The following is an 18,075-nucleotide window of genomic DNA, read 5'->3' on the forward strand; positions in this document are numbered from 1 at the left end:
TATAAATCTAAAGAAAAAAAAGAATATGGCTGTATCTATTGATGATATTAAGAAGCTCCGCGCCATGACCGGTGCCGGTCTTGCAGATGTAAAGAAGGCTCTTACCGAGGCAGAGGGCGATTTCGACAAGGCAAAAGATTTGCTCCGCGAACGTGGTTTGGCAATCGCTGCAAAACGTTCCGACCGAGAGACTTCCAATGGTTGCGTTCTCGTGAAAGCTGTTGATGGCTTTGCTGCTATGGTGGCTGTTAAGTGTGAGACCGATTTCGTTGCCAATGGTAAGGATTTTGTCGATATGGTTCGTGAAATTCTCGACGCTGCGGTTGCAGCTAAGGCTAAATCTCTCGATGAGGTGAAGGCATTGAAATTGGCGAACGGCGAGGATGCCGCAAGCACCGTTCAGCAGCGTTCCGGCATCACGGGTGAGAAGATGGAACTGGATGGTTATAACTTCATAGAGGGTGATAACCTTTCTGTCTATGACCACATGGGCAAACACACGCTTGCCACCATCGTTCAGCTAAGTGGTAATAATGAGGATGCGGCTCACAAGATTGCCATGCAGGTGGCTGCCATGAAACCGGTGGCTCTCGATGAGGCTTCCGTTCCACAATCGTTAAAAGATGAGGAATACAAGGTGGCTGTTGAAAAAACAAAGGAAGAGCAGGTGGAGAAAGCTGTTAACTCGGCTATCAAAAAAGCCGGCATCAATGCCAACCTCGTTGATAGCGAAGAGCACATTGAGTCGAACATCAATAAAGGTTGGCTGACTCGTGAGGACGCCGACAAAGCACTCGAAATCAAGAAGACTGTGGGTGCGGAGAAGGCTGCCAACCTGAACGAGAACATGATTCAGAATATCGCTAAGGGTCGTTTGAACAAGTTCTTCAAGGACAATTGCCTTGTTGATCAGGAGTTCCAGTTTGGCGATGGCGATAAGATTAACGTGGCAGACTGGTTGAAGAGTCAGGATAAGGACCTTAAAGTGGTTGCTTACAAACGCTTCACTCTCGCTGCGGAATAAGCTTTTCCTTTACTGAGGATATAAAAAAAAGGAGTTGTAAAAGTGCAAATCTCGACTTTTACAACTCCTTTTTAAATATAAAAAGTGGCAACTTGTTTCTTCTTTCTTTTTCGCTGCCACTTCCGTACTTTCCGATTTAATCCGTTTGTCTTTTAATCCGGTTAGAATTTTATTCCGAGCGTTCCATATACGACGTTCATCTTCGGCATTCCCGAGGTGCGAGTGTTGATATGGCGGTAGCCCAATCCCAAGGTTGGGGATATTCCGCGCAGAATTTTCCAGTTGATGCTGAAGTCGTAGGTGGTGGCTTTCAGCTCCGGGTTGCCTACAGTGGTACCTACAGCAAATCTGGCATCTATCGTTCCCATGCTCCCTTTATCGTCTTTTGTGTCGAACAATATCGTACCCAAGCCGCCACCTAACGTGTTCGATGAAAAATGAGTTTTCACATCGCCGGATTTGTATAGATACTTCTCTCCTTCAATCTGCGCAAATACAAAAAGTTGAGGAATGATGTCGTAACCGATGTTGGCTTTAAAACCGATTTGGTTCATGTTCTTGCTTGTTGAGCTACCAACTGTCGCCACTTCAAATGAAAATCTGTTCGCGAAATTTGACGATCCTTTTGAGTTGCTTTGCGCACCTGCCGTTAAGGCGCAAAGGAAGATGAACAATGTTGTTGTAAATTTTCTCATAATTCAATAAATATTAAGAATGTTACTCTTTGTTTCTATAATATACATTTCATGTTAATGCCATTATCCGTCCAGTGCTGCATATTTTTAGGTGGAATATAGCATTTAATGATGTTGCAAAGATAAATAAAAAAAATGAATACAAAAAAAACAACAATATTTTTTAGTGTAAAAGTTATAATTTATCATTTAACCTAAATCGTTTATTAAGATTTCTCAGTATTGTATGACAGTGAGAAAGCTCTTTATCTTTTCCCAATGACGTCCTAATCACCACGAAATTATATTACAAAAACCGTATCAGGGACACGCTTCATAAACTGTTGATAATCAAGGTGATATTGATTTCGATTTAAAAGCTTAGCTTTTGTGCTCCAATTCATGACCTTTTGCATTGTAAAAGCTTACCTTTTGGAAAGCAAAAGCTAAGCTTTGGATAGATGAATGATGAAAATTTAGGACATTATTGAACATTTCCCATATCGCCGGGAAGGATTTTCGCATTTTCAATGCCCCGGCTAAATAAAGAGAATATGCTTGTCTCTCGTCTTGCCCTATCAGGCGCAGGTCTTGATACATGAAGTTCATGGCGCATGGCTTTTAGTTGGTAAATTGCAGAATAACAAACCCATATAATTGAATATTTCTAATGGTAGTAGAACTACAATAGTTTCTAATGAGCGCAAACTTAGAGATTGGAGGTTAAGCTTTAATGTTATTCTGTAAAATGATATTTATATAAGTTGTTCTTTATAGCCTGTTTCATCCTCCAAATGATGACAATCGTGATTAGTTTATGTGTGGCGCATTCGGCAAAGGATAAGTTTTTTGGAGATGATTTCCTTATTTTCGTGCAAATTACATATCTTTGTAGCGTTGTGAAGCATGGAGGGTCTCAAACCGATGGATAAGAAATTATAAACATCATTCAAAAGCATTTAAGATGAAAATATTCGCGATAGGAATGAATTATTCCGAACACAATAAATCGTTGCACGGCACGTTATCAAAAACAAATGAGCCGGTGATATTCCTAAAAGCGGATTCCGCACTTTTAAAAGACGGTAAACCGTTTTTCATCCCTGACGACATGGGGCGGATAGAATACGAAACGGAAGTCGTGGTGCGCATTTGTAGGTTGGGAAAGACCATCCCGGAACGCTTCGCACATCGGTATTACGATGCCGTTACGGTGGGGATTGACTTCACGGCACGCGAATTGCAGAAGAAATTGAAGGAGCAGGGACGCCCGTGGGAATTGTCTAAGAGTTTCGATGGGGCTGCCGTCTTAGGCAGTTGGGTGGATAAAGAGAGGTTTCTTGACATACAAAGACTTCGCTTTCATCTTGATATCAACGGAAAGACCGTGCAGCAAGGCTGTACTTGCGATATGCTCTGCAAAATAGATGAAGTGATTAGTTACATCAGCCGTTACTTCACACTCAAGACCGGAGATATATTATATACCGGATGTCCCACGGGTTGCGGACCAGTGCGAATCGATGATCATCTTCAGGGGTATCTGGAAGAAGAAAAAGTGCTGGATTTCCGTTGTAAATAACAATGAGAAACAGATGTCCGGCTCTAAAAAAAGAAACAAGAAATGAAGCGTTCGATACTTGGAATTTTACTACTAATGTTGTGTGTTACTGTAGATGCACAGCGGCAACGGTTTTTTAATCTCACTGTTGAGGATGTTACCATCGACTCTGTTCTGCCTCATTTTACTTATTCTATTCCCATTGGAGAGAATTATGCCGACTCCACCTATCGATTGGAGATAAGGTATCCCGAGTTTATTGATATGAGTCCTCAAGACATTGCGCGGTATGAGATTCTGTCGGACAAGGTTCCTCCGGCTATGCCTGAAATTGTGCAACAAATGGTGGTGGAACGAAAAAAGGGAGCGTTAGAGTTCTCGCTCGTTCCGATTGTGGAACGAGAAGGAAAGAAGCAGCTTTTGGTGAGCTTTATGATTGCACTCACGTCGAATCCCATTGCAAAATCGAAAAGCGTGCGTGGTCGCTCAACTCGAGAGCCTTCTTCAGTGGCATCACGCTATGTGCCCCATTCCGTGCTCGCGACAGGTAAATGGGCAAAAATACGTGTGCCGAAAAATGGCATCTATCAGCTCACCCCCACTCTTGTGAAACAAGCGGGATTTTCGGATGTGAGCAAAGTGAAGATATATGGCTATGGAGGAAATCTTCAGCCCGAAAAATTGACCGCTGAGTTCATTCGGAATACCGATGACTTGCGGGAAGTAGAGAGCTGTATTGTGGGCGGAAAGCGACTTTTCTATGGGCGCGGTCCGGTGAGTTGGGAGAGCAAAACTTCCGTAAAACGCGTGCGAAACCCATATTCTCAATACGGATATTATTTTCTTACCGAAGATGGGAAAGAACCATTGATTATCGACTCTGCAACATTCCTTACAGCTGTCTATCCTTTACCGGAGGATTATCACACGCTTCATGAGGTGGATAATTTTAGTTGGTATCCCGGAGGGAGAAATCTCTTTGAAGACACACCGATAGCTGTAGGGAAATCGCATACTTATGTGCTCCCTAATGTTGCCAATGCCACCAATGGGACATTGATGATAGGAGTTACTACGGGAAAGAATACCACCGTGGTCGGAGTGGAAGTGAATGGTGAAAACCTTGGGAATATAAAGATAAGTCCGAGCAACTCCTTTGATCGTGGCTACGAGGTGGAGCGCACTTATAATTTGAAACACCTAAGAGCGGTGGATTCCGTTAAGGTTTTTACGATTTCCGGAGGTCCGGCAAGGTTGGATTATCTTGCCATGACTTACGATAAGCCCAAACCGTCACCTCAATTGACACACGACACGTTTCCCGTTCCGGAGTACGTTTATAACATTACGAATCAAGACTTACACGGACATGGCAGTGCGGATATGGTAATCATCATTCCAACGAGTCAGAAACTCTTGAAACAGGCACAGCGTTTGGCTGCCTTTCACGAGGAACACGATGGGATGACTGTGCGCATAGTGCCGGCGGATGAACTTTATAACGAGTTCTCAAGTGGGACTCCGGACGCGATGGCGTATCGTCGTTATTTGAAGATGCTTTACGATCGTGCGACCACCGAAGCCGAGATGCCTAAATCTCTTTTACTTTTTGGTGATTGCGTGTGGGACAATAGGATGCTCACTGCAGACTGTAGGCAGCTCAACCCCGATGATTATCTCTTGGCATACGAAAGCGAAAACTCATTTAGCGAAACCGATTGTTACGTCAATGATGGATGGTTCACACTGATGGATGATGGGGAAGGTGAGGATTTGTTGAGTCGGGATAAAGAAGATATCGGTGTGGGACGTTTTCCTGTCTCCAATGTCTCCGATGCGCAAATTATGGTGGATAAGACCTTGAATTACGCTATCAATAAAAATGCAGGAGGGTGGCAGAATGTTATCATGTTCATGGGAGATGACGGAAATGACAATCTTCATATGCGTGATGTAAATCAAACAGCAGAAACCATCATGAAGACTTATCCGGACTATCAGATAAAAAAAGTTATGTGGGACGCTTATGAGCGCGTTACCTCATCAACGGGAAATTCTTATCCGCAGGTTTCTTCCATCATAAAGCAACAGCAGGCACAAGGGGCTCTCATCATGGATTATGCCGGGCACGGATCGGAAACACAAATCTCTCATGAGGCAGTATTACGCATTAATGATTTTTCCGGTTTCACCAATGAGAATTTACCTTTGTGGATAACGGCAAGTTGCGATGTCATGCCTTTCGATGGTACTTCCGCTACGATAGGCGAGGAAGCCATGCTTAACCCGAAAGGTGGTGCGGTGGCTTTTTGGGGAACCACACGTACGGTGTATGCTAATTTTAACAAATCCATCAACACCTCTTTCTTGAAGCACGTTTTAAGCATTAAGGATGGTGAACCAACAACATTGGGAGAAGCTCAGCGATTGGCAAAAACAGAAATGATAAATACCGGACGGGACAGAACTCGGAATAAGTTGCAATACTCTTTGTTAGGCGACCCGGCACTGAAGCTGAATCTTCCATTATATAAGGTGATTATCGACTCTATCAACGGAATGAACACAGAGGGGAATAATGAAATCATATTGCGAGGTGGCGCAATAGCAAAGGTAAAAGGACGCATTGTGAAAGAGTTGGGCAAAGAAACCAATTTTAATGGATTAATGTCGGCAAAGGTTTTTGATACACGCGAACTCATCACCTGCAGGCAACAAGAGGAAACTTCCGAGACGGCATTTACATATTATGATCGCCAGAAAATGCTGTATAGTGGTACTGATAGTGTGCGTAATGGGGAGTTCTGTTTTACATTTGCCGTTCCGCGCGATTTGAATTATGCGGAAGGGACGGGAAGGATCAATATTCATGCGGTGAGCGATGATCACTCTATGCTCGCACATGGCTCGGAAGAAAGGTTTTATATCAATGGCACGGAACCCGTGAACAACGACTTGATTGGACCATCTGTTTATTGCTATCTCAATTCTCCTACTTTTGTTAATGGGGGGAACGTAAACAGTACACCATATTTTGTGGCGGAAATCACCGATAAGGATGGTATTAACGCTTCCGGAAATGGGGTGGGACACGACCTTCAACTCGTCATCGATGGAGATGCGGCACGCACTTACAAACTCAATGATAACTTTATGTTTGACTTTGGAAATTATAAGAAAGGTCGCACCCATTTTAATATTCCCGAATTGCCGGAAGGAAGACACCAATTAAAGTTCCGTGTGTGGGATATTCTTAACAATTCCTCTACGGCGGTGCTCGACTTTAACGTCGTAAAAGGTCTGACCCCGGATATAGAGAGCATCGGATGCACTCATAACCCGGCTTCTACGCAGACGACATTTATTATTACTCATAACTTCGTGGGGTCGGATGTTACCGCCGAGGTGAATGTATATGATACCACCGGGCGATTGTTGTGGAAGCGAACAGAGCAAGGAACATCGACAGACAACACATTTACCATTGATTGGGACTTAACGATTAATAGTGGGGTTCGGTTGAAAACTGGAGTTTATCTGTACCGAGTGCGTTTAAGTATAAGTAATGGTGGGGTTGTAAAAGAATCAAAAGCAAAGAAACTAATAGTAATAAACAATAATTAAGTTCGTTCGTACGTTGTTATGATGGTACTTTTCTCTTGGAAAGAACATTACAACAAGCGAATAAAGAAATAAATAGAATGAATAAATCTCTAAGAATAATAATTTCCCTACTTTTTATCAGCTGCTATGTCTCTATATATGCGCAAGATAAAAAGGATATATTCAATCCCGTTCATCATGCCGTAACCTCGCAGATGATAGCTCCTGATGCACGAGCGGCGGGTATGGGCGATGTGGGTGTAGCGACCGATCCCGATGTTTATTCCCAGTATTGGAATCCTGCCAAATATCCATTTACCATCTCTCGTGCCGGAGTCTCACTGAACTATACTCCTTGGCTCAGACAATTGGTAAACGACATGGACTTGGCATATCTGGCGGGTTATTATCGTATAGGCGATTATAGTGCCGTGTCCGGTTCGGTTCGTTATTTTTCACTGGGTGAAGTCTCGGCAAGCAGCAGTCAGGATGGAACCAACGACATGACAATCAATCCTTATGAAATGTCGCTCGATTTGGCTTATTCGCTGATGTTGAGCGAGACATTCTCTTTAGGTGCGGCTGTGCGATGGATCTATTCCGACTTGACATATAATTTCACGGAAGACACAGCACCCGGTTCAGCTTTTGCGGCTGATATTTCGGCTTATTACCAAAACTATCTGAATATAGGCAGTCGCGAATGTCAGTTGGGATTGGGCTTGAACATTTCAAATATAGGTTCCAAGATTTCTTTCGGAGGCGATAGTCGCTCCGAATTCATCCCTACCAACTTACGTTTAGGAGCCTCGTTGATGATACCTTTGGATGAATTCAATCGCTTCACGATAGCTGCCGATGCCAATAAGCTCTTGGTTCCCACCTATCCACAGCGCGGTGCGGACGAGTCGGAAACCGATTATCAGGATCGTTTGCAGAAAGATTATTACGATGTTTCTTCCATCTCCGGCATCTTCAAGAGCTTTAACGATGCACCCAATGGCTTTTCAGAAGAGATGCAGGAAATACAATGGAGCGTGGGAACGGAATATGTCTATAACGATAAATTCTCGCTTCGTGCCGGCTATCATCATGAAAACGCGAACAAGGGGAACAGAAAATATTTCACTGTCGGAGCAGGCTTCCATATGAATGTCTTCTCGCTTGATGCCGGCTATGTCATCGCAACGGCAAAAAGCAATCCACTTGATCAAACTTTGCGTTTCTCCCTTTCGTTCGACATGGACGGTATCAAGGATTTGTTCCACCGAAGATAACTTAATTTAATACACGAGACATGAGTAATTCTGTTGGTAAAATACGAGTAGGCATGGGCTACGATGTTCATAAGCTCGTAAAGGGACGCGACTTGTTTCTCGGTGGCGTTAAGATAGAAAACGAATGGGGATTGCTCGGTCATAGCGATGCCGACGTTTTGATACATGCTGTTTGCGATGCCTTGTTGGGGGCTGCCAATCTGCGCGATATCGGCTTTCATTTTCCCGACACCTCCGATATGACTTTGAATATAGATTCCAAGGTTATTCTGAAACAAACCATCGAGTTGTTGGCTACCAAGGGCTATCGGGTGGGAAATATCGATGCAACCATCTGCGCCGAGCGCCCGAAAATCAATCCGCACATCCCTGCCATGAAAGTCTGTTTGGCTGAGGTTATTGGTTGCGACGAAGATGATATTTCCATCAAAGCCACCACTTCCGAGAAAATGGGATTCGTAGGTAGAGAAGAGGGCATGGCTGCTTATGCTGTTTGCCTGATTGAGAAATGACGTGGTTTCATAAAGGTTTCACTTTTCCTTGTTCTCTCAATTATTGTTGTTCGGAAACCACATCCCGCACTTCTGTTTGCTTCTCCATCTTTTGCGTATAGAGCTTTATATATACGCAAACGCCAAAACTCTCAACGAGCTTTGGCGTTTGCTATGTTTAACCTTTATAATCTTTTCTTGTTCAAAGAGAACCTCACGGTTATCTTTGTCATCCTGAAACGATCTGTTAAACTTTTACCTAATAAAAATAACTAAAAACCTAAATCTATTACTACTAACCTAAACAATCTATTAACCTTTTGACGATGCAAAGGTATTGCGATTTTGTGTTGTTTCCAAATGTTTCTCTGAGATTTTCCGCTTTTTATTTGTTTTCTTGATATAGGTCAAAAATAACAACCTTGCTATCCTGCTTCATGGTCTGTCCTTTTATGACCGGGAAGCAAAATTCTCTCAATAATTTGTTTATTTCGTAAATCAATAGTTCGTTAAACCCAAATCGGTCGTTAGGATTTCTCCGTGTTGTATGGGGGTGAGAAATTCTTTATTTTTTCCACTGTTGCTCTAAATAGTAATTTACGAAATATTCCCATATAGCGAATTTCAGCTAATTCCATAGTTAATCTTTGGGAGACTGCGACCTCTTTTTTATTTGTATTGCCGGTTGTTTCTTCTTCCTCGCCGAGAGAGATACTCTTTTATTGCACTTCGTTTTGAAACTTGTACTAAATATTTTTTGAGCCTCTCACGCAAGGTTACATCAAATCATGAGACTTTACGTATTTTGTTCCAGTGCTGACACATATCCACTTATGTCTCCAATTTGTATTCAGGTGATGGCAAACAGACGCTTGATAGCGTACATTCGACTCGCCCATCACCACGAAATTACATTACAAAATCCACATTCGAGGCACGCCTCATAACCTATTGATAATCAGGATAATATTAATTGCGATTTAAAAGCTTAGCTTTTGCACTCCAATTCATGACCTTTTGCATGCCGAAAGCTTACCTTTTGGAAAGCAAAAGGTAAGCTTTGGATGGATGAATGAAGAAAATTTAGGACATTATCGCACTTTTCCCATATCGGAGAGAAAGAGTTTCGCGTTTTCAACGACCCGGCTAAACGAAGAATATGCTTATCTTTTGTCTTGTCTCGGACAGGCACAGGTGGTGATATGGGTTTGTGGCGTATGTTTTTTAGTTGGTAAATTGCCGAATAACAAACCTGTATAATTGAATGTTTCCGATGGCGGTCATTAGAAAAAAGAACCAAAGTGGTTTCCGATGATCGATTGTTCACAGTAAAGTTTCTGACCATCAACCACTTAACTAATTTTCGTTGAATATATATGGTTAATTAACTCTCTTGCTTTCAAACGATTGCATTAGAATTAACAGAGTATAGTTCTGTTATTTCCCCATTTTGCATTATCTTTGTACCGTAATGCGAGTATTGATTGTAAACACGAGCGAGAAGACCGGGGGGGCGGCAGTAGCTGCCAATCGTTTGAAGGACGCGCTCAACCATAATGGCGTGAAAGCGAAGATGCTGGTTCGCGACAAACTCACCGATGACATCACGGTAGTCGGTCTGAAAGGTCGATGGCGCAATCGCCTGCGTTTCTTGTGGGAACGTTGGTGTGTATTTTGGAATTTGCGCTTCTCTCGCACCAACTTATTTGCGCTGGATATTGCCAATGCCGGTGCCGACATTACTTCCCTCCCGGAGTTTAAGGAGGCGGACATTATTCATCTTTCTTGGATCAATCAGGGAATGCTCTCCCTTTCCGGTATCAGGAAGATTTTAGAATCCGGCAAACCTGTGGTTTGGACTTTGCACGATCTTTGGCCCATATCCTCTATCTGTCATTTATCACTCGACTGTCGTCGTTTTGAAACTTGTTGTTCCCATTGTCAATATCTGCCCGGTGGCGGTTCTGAACATGATCTTGCCTATCGGGTTTGGATGAAAAAGGCAAAACTCTATAAGGAATACGATATTTCGTTTGTGGCTTGCAGCCGTTGGCTTGCCCGGGAAGCTGAAGCGAGCGGACTTCTTGCCGACCAAACCGTTAGTACGGTGCCCAACCCCATCAATACACATTTGTTTAAGCCGGGCGATAAGGCAGTGGCACGAAAGGCTTGCGGACTTCCCACCGGCAAACGCTTGATACTCTTTGTGGCACAGCGAGCCACCAATGTGAATAAAGGCATGCACTTTCTTGTGGATGCCTGCAACCGGCTTGTGGATGCCGATTCCGGAATGAGTGCCAACACCGCCATAGTCATTCTTGGCGGGCGAGCGGAAGATTTTGAAGGACAGTTTCGTATGCCCGTTTTCCCCATGGGGTATATTTCAGATGAGAACAAGATCGTGAACATCTACAATGCTGTGGATGTTTTCGTGCTCCCATCGCTTTCCGAGAATCTCCCCAACACCATCATGGAAGCCATGGCTTGTGGTGTGCCCTGCGTGGGTTTTAACGTGGGAGGTATTCCGGAAATGATAGATCATCGCGTGAATGGTTATGTTGCCCAAGCAAAAGATTCCATCGATCTCGCACGAGGCATCCGCTGGATTTTGGATGAAGCCAATGGCAACGAACTTTCTGTTGCTGCCTTGAGCAAAGTTCTACGCACCTACTCGCGCCATCGCGTGGCCGGGCAGTATATAGAGATTTACGACCAAGCTTTGGCCATGAAAAACTATCAGATATGATTACAATTTCAGTGGTAACCATAACCTATAACGCCGAGAAGGTTTTGCAGCCTACTTTGGAAAGTGTCTTGATGCAAGGCTTCCCTCACGTGGAACATCTTATTGTGGATGGGGCTTCCAAAGACGATACGATCAGGCTCGCAGAAACTTATCAGAGAGTTTCGGAAGAAGCCGAAAATGGTCATGTGGTCAAGATAACGAGTGAGCCCGATAGTGGGTTATACTTTGCAATGAACAAAGGCTTGGAGCGTGTTACGGGCGATTACATCGTATTTTTGAATGCCGGTGATCGCTTCCCTGAAGCCGATACGCTGGAGAAAGTCGCACTCGCTGCCGAAGCCGGTGATGGAGAGGAACGTCCCGCCGTGCTCTTTGGTGATACGGATATAATCGATGCCGATGGTAATTTTCTTTTTCACCGCAGACTTCAACCACCGGAAAGCCTCACTTGGGAGTCGTTCAAGGAGGGAATGTTGGTGTGTCATCAGGCGTTTTATGCCCGAACGGATATTGCCCGGTCTATTCCTTATAACACGGAATATAGATATTCTGCTGATGTGGATTGGTGTATTCGGGTAATGAAATCCGGAGAAGCGAAAGGGCTGTTGCTGCGCAATATTCATGCCGTGGTTGCCCTTTATATGCAGGAGGGACAGACAACGATGCACCATCGAGCGTCGCTTCTTGAACGTTTTCGAGTGATGTGCCACCATTACGGGCTCGTTACAACCATCTTGCGCCATATCCGGTTTCTCTTCCGATAAGGAGAAGTCTCACCGCAAGCCTTTACGACTGGCAACTTCAGATGCAGCATTGCGCGAGCATGCGGATATTGACTGCGCAGAATGAAACTTTTGAAGAAAAATACTCTAAAAAAAAATGTCGATAAGAGTTCAAATCTTATCGACATTTTTTCTTATTCAAATCTTTGAAAGGTTTTAGCTGTATCTTAGAATCTGCCCTTTGACAACTCTTGTGTATCTTCCAAGATGATTGAGCTTGCAGAGCTTATCGACGCTGATGCCATGTTGCTGTGCAATGGATTCCAATGTGTCGCCTTCCGACACCTTGTGATAGAGAATTTGACTTGCGCCGGGAGTGGTCATGGCGTGAGTTTGACGTGGTGAGTAATCGGGTGCGCTTGCTCGTCGCGATTTATTGTAGCTTCCCCCCTTGCCGTTCCCTTGTATGTTCTCACGCGTGTAGCTACGGCTTGAAGCTGTCCCACGCAGAGCTGTGGCACGTTCAGATTCACGATTCACGGTGCTTCTGCGGTAAGTGTAGAAATCGCCGGTTACATCCTGATTGGCAAAGTCGAACATTAGTGCCGGATTGATGGCAACGCCACAAAGACGAGTCTCAAAATGGAGGTGAGAACCGGTGGAACGTCCCGTATTGCCTCCAAGACCGATGGGCTGTCCTGCTCTTACAATCTGATTTTTGCGTATGATTTGTCTTGAAAGATGTCCATAATAGGTTTCCAATCCATTGTTGTGCCGAATGACGATGTATTTTCCGTAGCCTCGTGCGTCGTATCCCACCACACGTACTTTACCGGAGAATGCCGAGCGAATGGTGTCGCCGATATAAACTTTGATATCGAGTCCTTTGTGTGCGCGTCCCCATCTCCGTCCGAAGTTGCTTGTGATGACGCGACTTGGGGTTGGCATATGGAATCCTCGCAGGTCTATCTTAAAAACTTCCGGCAGGGTTCCCGAGCTGTGCGTTCTTGATGTGTTCCAATCGTTATATAGTAAGGCGGATGGGTTTTCATTTTCCTCTGCCTCTTGCAAACGATTGATGACGATAGTGTCAATGCTTGTGGCTCTGCGGTCAACCGGCGCTTGCTTGGCTATCAAGTCTTGTGCGTTGGCAGTCTGACCTGTCATTGCCATTATCGCTGATACCGCAAAAAAATTAACTATCTTTTTGAAAGTCATTTGTCTGTTGCTTTGTTTTCGATTGTGATTCTAAATTAGGATCGACTTAGATTCCTTTCTTTAATAGTCAAAGTTGAACAATACAAAAGGCCAACTAAATGAATTAAAGGTGTTGCAAAGATAAAAAAAAATCGAGCTAATAGTTTGTGTTTAACAGTTTTTAGATAGTTTTTAACACAAAGTTGAATAAAAAATCGTAGGTTAAATGTCTTTTCTTCCCTTTGTATTCCCCACTTCCGGAACTTGATTAAAAGTTTTTGCTTACGAGATGGCAGCCCAATTAATATTAGTTTTTCTTAACTCTTTTAGCCTGTTCCAAAGCAAGTTATATTCGCTTTTCTCGCAATTTGGGTCGTTGTCGATGATTTTTTGTGCTTCTTCGCGTGCCAATTGTACGATTTGTCCGTCTCTGGCTATATCCGCGATTTTCAAATCGAATGCGATTCCGCTCTGTTGAGTTCCTTCCAAGTCGCCCGGACCGCGGAGTTTGAGGTCGGCTTCTGCAATTTCGAAGCCATCGTTTGTGTCGCACATGATATCGATGCGTTTGCGTGTTTCGTTCGTTAGTTTGTGGTTGGTGACGAGAATGCAATAGCTTTGTTCGGCACCACGTCCCACTCTTCCGCGAAGCTGGTGCAATTGGGAGAGCCCGAATCTCTGTGCATCGAGTATCACCATCACGCTGGCATTGGGAACATTCACCCCCACTTCTATCACGGTGGTGGCAACGAGAAGCTGTGTCTTTCCTTCCACGAAACGTTTCATCTCCTCCTCCTTCTCTTTGTCTTTCATCTTTCCGTGGATTTTGCTCATGTTGAATTCCGGGAATACCTCCTTTAGGGCTTCATAACCGGTCTCAAGGTTTTTTAAGTCCATCTTCTCGCTTTCTTTGATGAGAGGGAACACTATGTAAACCTGTCTGCCCATGTGTATTTGCTTTCGGATTCCGGCGTACAAACTCGTTGTCTGATTGTCGTATTTATGAATAGTCTGTATCGGTTTTCTGCCGGGTGGAAGTTCATCAATGACGCTAACGTCGAGATCTCCATAGATGGTCATTGCCAAGGTTCTGGGAATGGGAGTGGCGGTCATGACAAGGATATGTGGCGGGTTCTCGCTTTTACTCCAGAGCTTGGCTCTTTGTGCTACTCCGAAGCGGTGTTGCTCATCGATGACGGCAAGTCCCAATCGGGAGAATTGAACTTTATCCTCTATGATGGCATGAGTTCCCACTACGATATGCACCGAACCATCGACAAGTCCCTCAAGCACCTCTTTGCGTTTTTTTCCTTTTACGATACCCGTTAGCAACTCGACGCGGAGGTTCATGCCCTTGAGAAATTCCTTTAAGGTTTGCAGATGTTGTTCAGCAAGTATTTCTGTTGGTGCCATCATGCAAGTTTGAAACCCATTGTCTATGGCAATGAGCATGGACATTAAAGCCACGAGTGTCTTTCCTGACCCCACGTCGCCTTGTAGCAATCGGTTCATTTGCTTGCCGTTCCCCATATCGGCTCTTATTTCTTTCATCACACGCTTCTGTGCCTCCGTTAGTTCGAACGGAAGGTTGTGCTTGTAGAACCAATTGAACTGTGCCCCCACGACTTTGAAGTCGTAACCACGGTATTTGCGTCTGTGGTCGCTCGCGTATCTTAAGATGTTGAGCTGCACATAGAAAAGTTCCTCGAACTTCAGACGCAGTCTGGCGCGACGGGTATCTTCCGCTGTCTTGGGGTAGTGTATCTTCCGCATAGCCTCATCTCTGGAAACGAGTCGCAGGCGTTGTGTGATAAATGGCGGAAGTGTCTCCGGCAGCGGTGTTGTTATTTTCCCGATGAGCGTCTTGGTTAATTTCTCTACGGCGCGTGAGGTCAGTCCTGCCTTTTTCATCTTTTCCGTTGTAATGTAAAAGGGTTGCATGCCCATGTCGTTGAGCTGTAAATCCGTGGCGTTGTCAATATCGGGGTGCGTGAATTGGAAGCGTCCGCCATAGAAGCCCGGTTTTCCGAAGATGATGTACTCCTTTCCGATAATGTAATTTTTGTAAATGTACTGTGCGCCATTGAACCAAACGAGGTCGCAAATGCCATGTCCGTCAGTGAAATGTGCCACCACTCGCTTTCTCCTTTTCTCCATTTTCGATTCCTCGAAGCTAAGAATATGACCTTTTATCTGCACGTATGGCATATCGGGAATAAGCTCCGAGATGCGATAGAGCTTTGTTCTATCCACATATTTGTATGGATAGTATTCCAATAGGTCAAGATAAGTGGTAATAGCTAGCTCTTTGCTTAGTATCTCCTTTTTTTTTGGACCTACACCCGTTAGGTACATGATGTCTTGTGATAGGATATCCATTGTTTGCGATAGCGATGCGGAAAAGAAGTCGGTGGTAATTTTCCCTTGATTTATGTTTCTTTTAGAAATATTTCCGCCGTCTTGAGGTCGGTTGGTGTGGTGATTTTGATATTCTCATTGTTGCCATCCACCATGGAAACCTTGCATCCAAACTGTTCCATAACGGTGGCATCATCGGTGAATGACGCTTGAAACGCTTGGTTGTATGCCATTTTCAGCATCGTGATGTTGAAAACCTGAGGTGTTTGCACGCTGCGATAATCTCCACGGAACACATTTTTTGAGTTACCATTCTTATCGATGAAGCGCAAAGTCTCCGTTATGGGCATCACGGGGATGGCTGCACAAGTCTTTTCCGCTTCCTTGTAACAGCGGGCAATGGTCTCAATGGAGACGAAAGGTCTGACCCCATCGTGAATACCCACCACTCCGTCCATGTTATCGGGAATCAGCGACAAGCCATTTTTCGATGATTCGAAACGCGTTCTGCCACCATTGGCGATTTGGTGTTCAATGGTGAAGTCATATTGTTCGCACAATGTTTTCCAATAGGGTTGCTGCTCTTTCGGTAATACTAAAATGATGTTTATGTTTTTATCGTATTCCCGAAAGCGTTCGATGGTTCGCATCAATATCGGTTTGCCACCAATGGGAAGGAATTGCTTGGGTGTTTCTGTCCCCATGCGAAGCCCTTTTCCCCCCGCGACAATAATAATGTAATTCATTTTTGCAGAAAGTTTTAGTTGGTTTCCTGTGTTTCGTTGATGAGCATTCCGGCTTTCACTTCCTCGGCAGTCCCTTTTGAAGTTAATTTCTCGAGAAGTGTGAGACCATAGGCGAACGATGCCGCCGGACCTTTCCCCGTAATGATGTTACCATCCACTGTGCAGAGTTCTGCCGTGTATTCCGCGCCTTCCAAGAATTTCTCAAATCCCGGGTAGCAGGTGGCTTTCTTGCCTTTCACGATGCCTAATGAGCCTAACACCATTGGAGCCGCGCAGATGGCACCGATATATTTCCCTTGTTCATGGTGTTTCAATAATAGTTCGCGAAGTTCTTTGTGTTTATTTAAGTTGGTTGCGCCGGGCATACCTCCGGGCATAAACAGCAGTTCGGCATCCTCAAAATCATTTACGTTCTCAAACCTCAGATCTGCCTTTACTGACACCCCATGTGCCGATTCTGCATACTCGCTTCCCGTTATGCTCACTGTCTTCACATTAACGCCACCCCTTCGCAGGATGTCCACAGGTGCCAACGCCTCGATTTCCTCGAAACCATTGGCAAGAAATTCATATACCTTAATCATAATATTTTGCTTTTATCTTCAAATTGTCAACAAAATTTCCTATTTTTGCATAGTAAAGTTTGATTATCGGCAAGTCGGATGGTTGGAATCCTTTGTCGATAGAGTTCTTTCCGGGTTATTTCATAACCCATGCAAATATACTAAAATATTCACTACCAAAGGTGATATGAAGGGATAAAAGATATTAAAAACGAATAGTTTATGGCTGAAAAGAAACTGAGTTTCGCAATCTTTGGGAACGACCGACGAGCGTTGGAGTCGATTCGTATTTGGGAAATATTGAATTATCTGACCAAACGCGAGGCTGAAATCTACATAGAAGAAACATTCTATAACAACCTTGTTCGCGAATTGCATGAAGAGTTGTGTATCAGTGGTGTGTTTGAGGGTAGTAATTTCGATGCCGATTATGCCATTTCCATGGGAGGTGATGGAACTTTCCTCCGCGCTGCCAGCAAAGTTGGTGCAAAAAACATTCCCATTATCGGCGTAAACATGGGACGTTTGGGTTTTCTTGCCAACATCCTTCCGAGTGAGATATTAAGCATGTTGGACGAGATTTATGCCGGAAACTTTGACATTGAAGAACGCTCTGTGATAAAATTGGATGCAGATAATGCCCGGATCGAAGGCAACCCTTTCGCGCTGAACGATATTGCCATATTGAAGCGCGATCATGCCTCGATGATTTCCATTCGTGCCAGCATTGGTGGCGAATATCTCGTTACCTATCTTGCGGACGGACTTGTGGTCAGTACGCCGACAGGCTCAACAGCTTATTCACTTTCAAACGGCGGTCCCATCATGGTACCGCGTAGTGGCATCCTCAGTCTGACGCCCGTGGCACCTCACAGCCTGAACATTCGTCCGATAGTAATCAGCGATGAAATGGAAATCCGGCTCGAAGTGGAAAGCCGCAGCCACAACTTCCTTGCAGCCATTGATGGACGGTCAGAGAAACTAAGCGAGGGAACAACGCTGATTATTACCAAAGCTCCATTTCGGATTAGAATCGTGAAGCGGCGTAATCATCGTTATTTCTCCACTTTGCGCTCCAAGCTGATGTGGGGAGCCGACAGCAGAGGATAAAAA

At 44.3% G+C, this 18,075-nt stretch carries 14 protein-coding genes; 8 read left to right on the forward strand and 6 right to left on the reverse strand.

Translation table 11 applies throughout. From position 1 onward, the window contains the following. The first annotated feature begins 25 nt into the window (after window positions 1-25). On the forward strand, window positions 26-1,024 hold the full coding sequence (gene tsf / locus ETF27_RS02740; RefSeq protein WP_130830181.1) for a translation elongation factor Ts: 999 nt from the start codon (window positions 26-28) through the stop codon (window positions 1,022-1,024). Window positions 1,025-1,185: 161 nt separating this feature from the next. Here tsf and ETF27_RS02745 read toward each other — a convergent pair whose 3' ends face one another. Continuing rightward, window positions 1,186-1,719: a hypothetical protein gene (locus ETF27_RS02745; RefSeq protein WP_130830180.1), complete on the reverse strand. Its 534-nt coding sequence runs from the start codon at window positions 1,717-1,719 to the stop codon at window positions 1,186-1,188. A gap of 360 nt (window positions 1,720-2,079) precedes the next feature. Further along, entirely contained in the window at window positions 2,080-2,307 is a 228-nt protein-coding gene (locus ETF27_RS02750) for a hypothetical protein (RefSeq protein ID WP_130830179.1), read from the reverse strand. 355 nt (window positions 2,308-2,662) lie between these two features. Between ETF27_RS02750 and ETF27_RS02755 the strand changes: the two genes are divergently transcribed. From ETF27_RS02755 to ETF27_RS02780, 6 genes are all read left to right on the forward strand, one after another. After that, window positions 2,663-3,280, forward strand: a complete 618-nt coding sequence (locus ETF27_RS02755; protein WP_130830178.1) for a fumarylacetoacetate hydrolase family protein — start codon at window positions 2,663-2,665, stop codon at window positions 3,278-3,280. A gap of 42 nt (window positions 3,281-3,322) precedes the next feature. After that, window positions 3,323-6,883 carry a type IX secretion system sortase PorU gene (gene porU, locus ETF27_RS02760; protein WP_130830177.1) on the forward strand — a complete coding sequence of 1,187 codons (3,561 nt, stop codon included), beginning with the start codon at window positions 3,323-3,325 and terminating at the stop codon, window positions 6,881-6,883. 77 nt (window positions 6,884-6,960) lie between these two features. After that, on the forward strand, window positions 6,961-8,139 hold the full coding sequence (porV, locus tag ETF27_RS02765) for a type IX secretion system outer membrane channel protein PorV (RefSeq protein WP_130830176.1): 1,179 nt from the start codon (window positions 6,961-6,963) through the stop codon (window positions 8,137-8,139). 20 nt (window positions 8,140-8,159) lie between these two features. Then, window positions 8,160-8,651, forward strand: a complete 492-nt coding sequence (gene ispF / locus ETF27_RS02770; RefSeq protein ID WP_130830175.1) for a 2-C-methyl-D-erythritol 2,4-cyclodiphosphate synthase — start codon at window positions 8,160-8,162, stop codon at window positions 8,649-8,651. A gap of 1,450 nt (window positions 8,652-10,101) precedes the next feature. Then, complete coding sequence (locus tag ETF27_RS02775) at window positions 10,102-11,376, forward strand: glycosyltransferase family 4 protein (protein ID WP_130830174.1); 1,275 nt, start codon at window positions 10,102-10,104, stop codon at window positions 11,374-11,376. Continuing rightward, a complete protein-coding gene (locus ETF27_RS02780; RefSeq protein WP_130830173.1) occupies window positions 11,373-12,140 on the forward strand; it encodes a glycosyltransferase family 2 protein in 768 nt (255 codons plus the stop codon). The genes ETF27_RS02775 and ETF27_RS02780 overlap by 4 nt, the downstream gene beginning before the upstream one ends. Before the next feature lie 174 nt (window positions 12,141-12,314). On the opposite strand, the gene ETF27_RS02785 is transcribed toward ETF27_RS02780, so the two are convergent. From ETF27_RS02785 to ETF27_RS02800, 4 genes are all read right to left on the reverse strand, one after another. Next, entirely contained in the window at window positions 12,315-13,316 is a 1,002-nt protein-coding gene (locus ETF27_RS02785) for a peptidoglycan DD-metalloendopeptidase family protein (protein ID WP_130830172.1), read from the reverse strand. 261 nt (window positions 13,317-13,577) lie between these two features. Beyond that, entirely contained in the window at window positions 13,578-15,713 is a 2,136-nt protein-coding gene (recG, locus tag ETF27_RS02790) for an ATP-dependent DNA helicase RecG (RefSeq protein WP_255418191.1), read from the reverse strand. An 11-nt stretch (window positions 15,714-15,724) separates the two neighbouring features. Next, window positions 15,725-16,399 carry a 2-C-methyl-D-erythritol 4-phosphate cytidylyltransferase gene (locus tag ETF27_RS02795; RefSeq protein WP_130830170.1) on the reverse strand — a complete coding sequence of 225 codons (675 nt, stop codon included), beginning with the start codon at window positions 16,397-16,399 and terminating at the stop codon, window positions 15,725-15,727. Window positions 16,400-16,413: 14 nt separating this feature from the next. Next, a complete protein-coding gene (locus ETF27_RS02800; RefSeq protein ID WP_130830169.1) occupies window positions 16,414-16,983 on the reverse strand; it encodes a DJ-1 family glyoxalase III in 570 nt (189 codons plus the stop codon). A 201-nt stretch (window positions 16,984-17,184) separates the two neighbouring features. On the opposite strand from ETF27_RS02800, the gene ETF27_RS02805 reads away from it, so the two are divergent. Then, complete coding sequence (locus tag ETF27_RS02805; protein WP_130830168.1) at window positions 17,185-18,072, forward strand: NAD kinase; 888 nt, start codon at window positions 17,185-17,187, stop codon at window positions 18,070-18,072. Window positions 18,073-18,075: the final 3 nt, after the last annotated feature.

This window comes from Prevotella brunnea (assembly GCF_008016795.1).
In the GTDB taxonomy this organism is placed as follows: domain Bacteria; phylum Bacteroidota; class Bacteroidia; order Bacteroidales; family Bacteroidaceae; genus Prevotella; species Prevotella brunnea.

What these genes read in the sequence shown, in the direction of transcription:
- ETF27_RS02750 (WP_130830179.1), bottom strand. Translation starts at nt 2,307, where the DNA reads ATGAACTTCATGTATCAAGACCTGCGCCTGATAGGGCAAGACGAGAGA.
- ETF27_RS02795 (WP_130830170.1), bottom strand. Translation starts at nt 16,399, where the DNA reads ATGAATTACATTATTATTGTCGCGGGGGGAAAAGGGCTTCGCATGGGG.
- tsf (WP_130830181.1), top strand. Translation starts at nt 26, where the DNA reads ATGGCTGTATCTATTGATGATATTAAGAAGCTCCGCGCCATGACCGGT.
- ETF27_RS02745 (WP_130830180.1), bottom strand. Translation starts at nt 1,719, where the DNA reads ATGAGAAAATTTACAACAACATTGTTCATCTTCCTTTGCGCCTTAACG.
- ETF27_RS02800 (WP_130830169.1), bottom strand. Translation starts at nt 16,983, where the DNA reads ATGATTAAGGTATATGAATTTCTTGCCAATGGTTTCGAGGAAATCGAG.
- porV (WP_130830176.1), top strand. Translation starts at nt 6,961, where the DNA reads ATGAATAAATCTCTAAGAATAATAATTTCCCTACTTTTTATCAGCTGC.
- porU (WP_130830177.1), top strand. Translation starts at nt 3,323, where the DNA reads ATGAAGCGTTCGATACTTGGAATTTTACTACTAATGTTGTGTGTTACT.
- ispF (WP_130830175.1), top strand. Translation starts at nt 8,160, where the DNA reads ATGAGTAATTCTGTTGGTAAAATACGAGTAGGCATGGGCTACGATGTT.
- ETF27_RS02785 (WP_130830172.1), bottom strand. Translation starts at nt 13,316, where the DNA reads ATGACTTTCAAAAAGATAGTTAATTTTTTTGCGGTATCAGCGATAATG.
- ETF27_RS02775 (WP_130830174.1), top strand. Translation starts at nt 10,102, where the DNA reads ATGCGAGTATTGATTGTAAACACGAGCGAGAAGACCGGGGGGGCGGCA.
- ETF27_RS02805 (WP_130830168.1), top strand. Translation starts at nt 17,185, where the DNA reads ATGGCTGAAAAGAAACTGAGTTTCGCAATCTTTGGGAACGACCGACGA.
- ETF27_RS02755 (WP_130830178.1), top strand. Translation starts at nt 2,663, where the DNA reads ATGAAAATATTCGCGATAGGAATGAATTATTCCGAACACAATAAATCG.
- ETF27_RS02780 (WP_130830173.1), top strand. Translation starts at nt 11,373, where the DNA reads ATGATTACAATTTCAGTGGTAACCATAACCTATAACGCCGAGAAGGTT.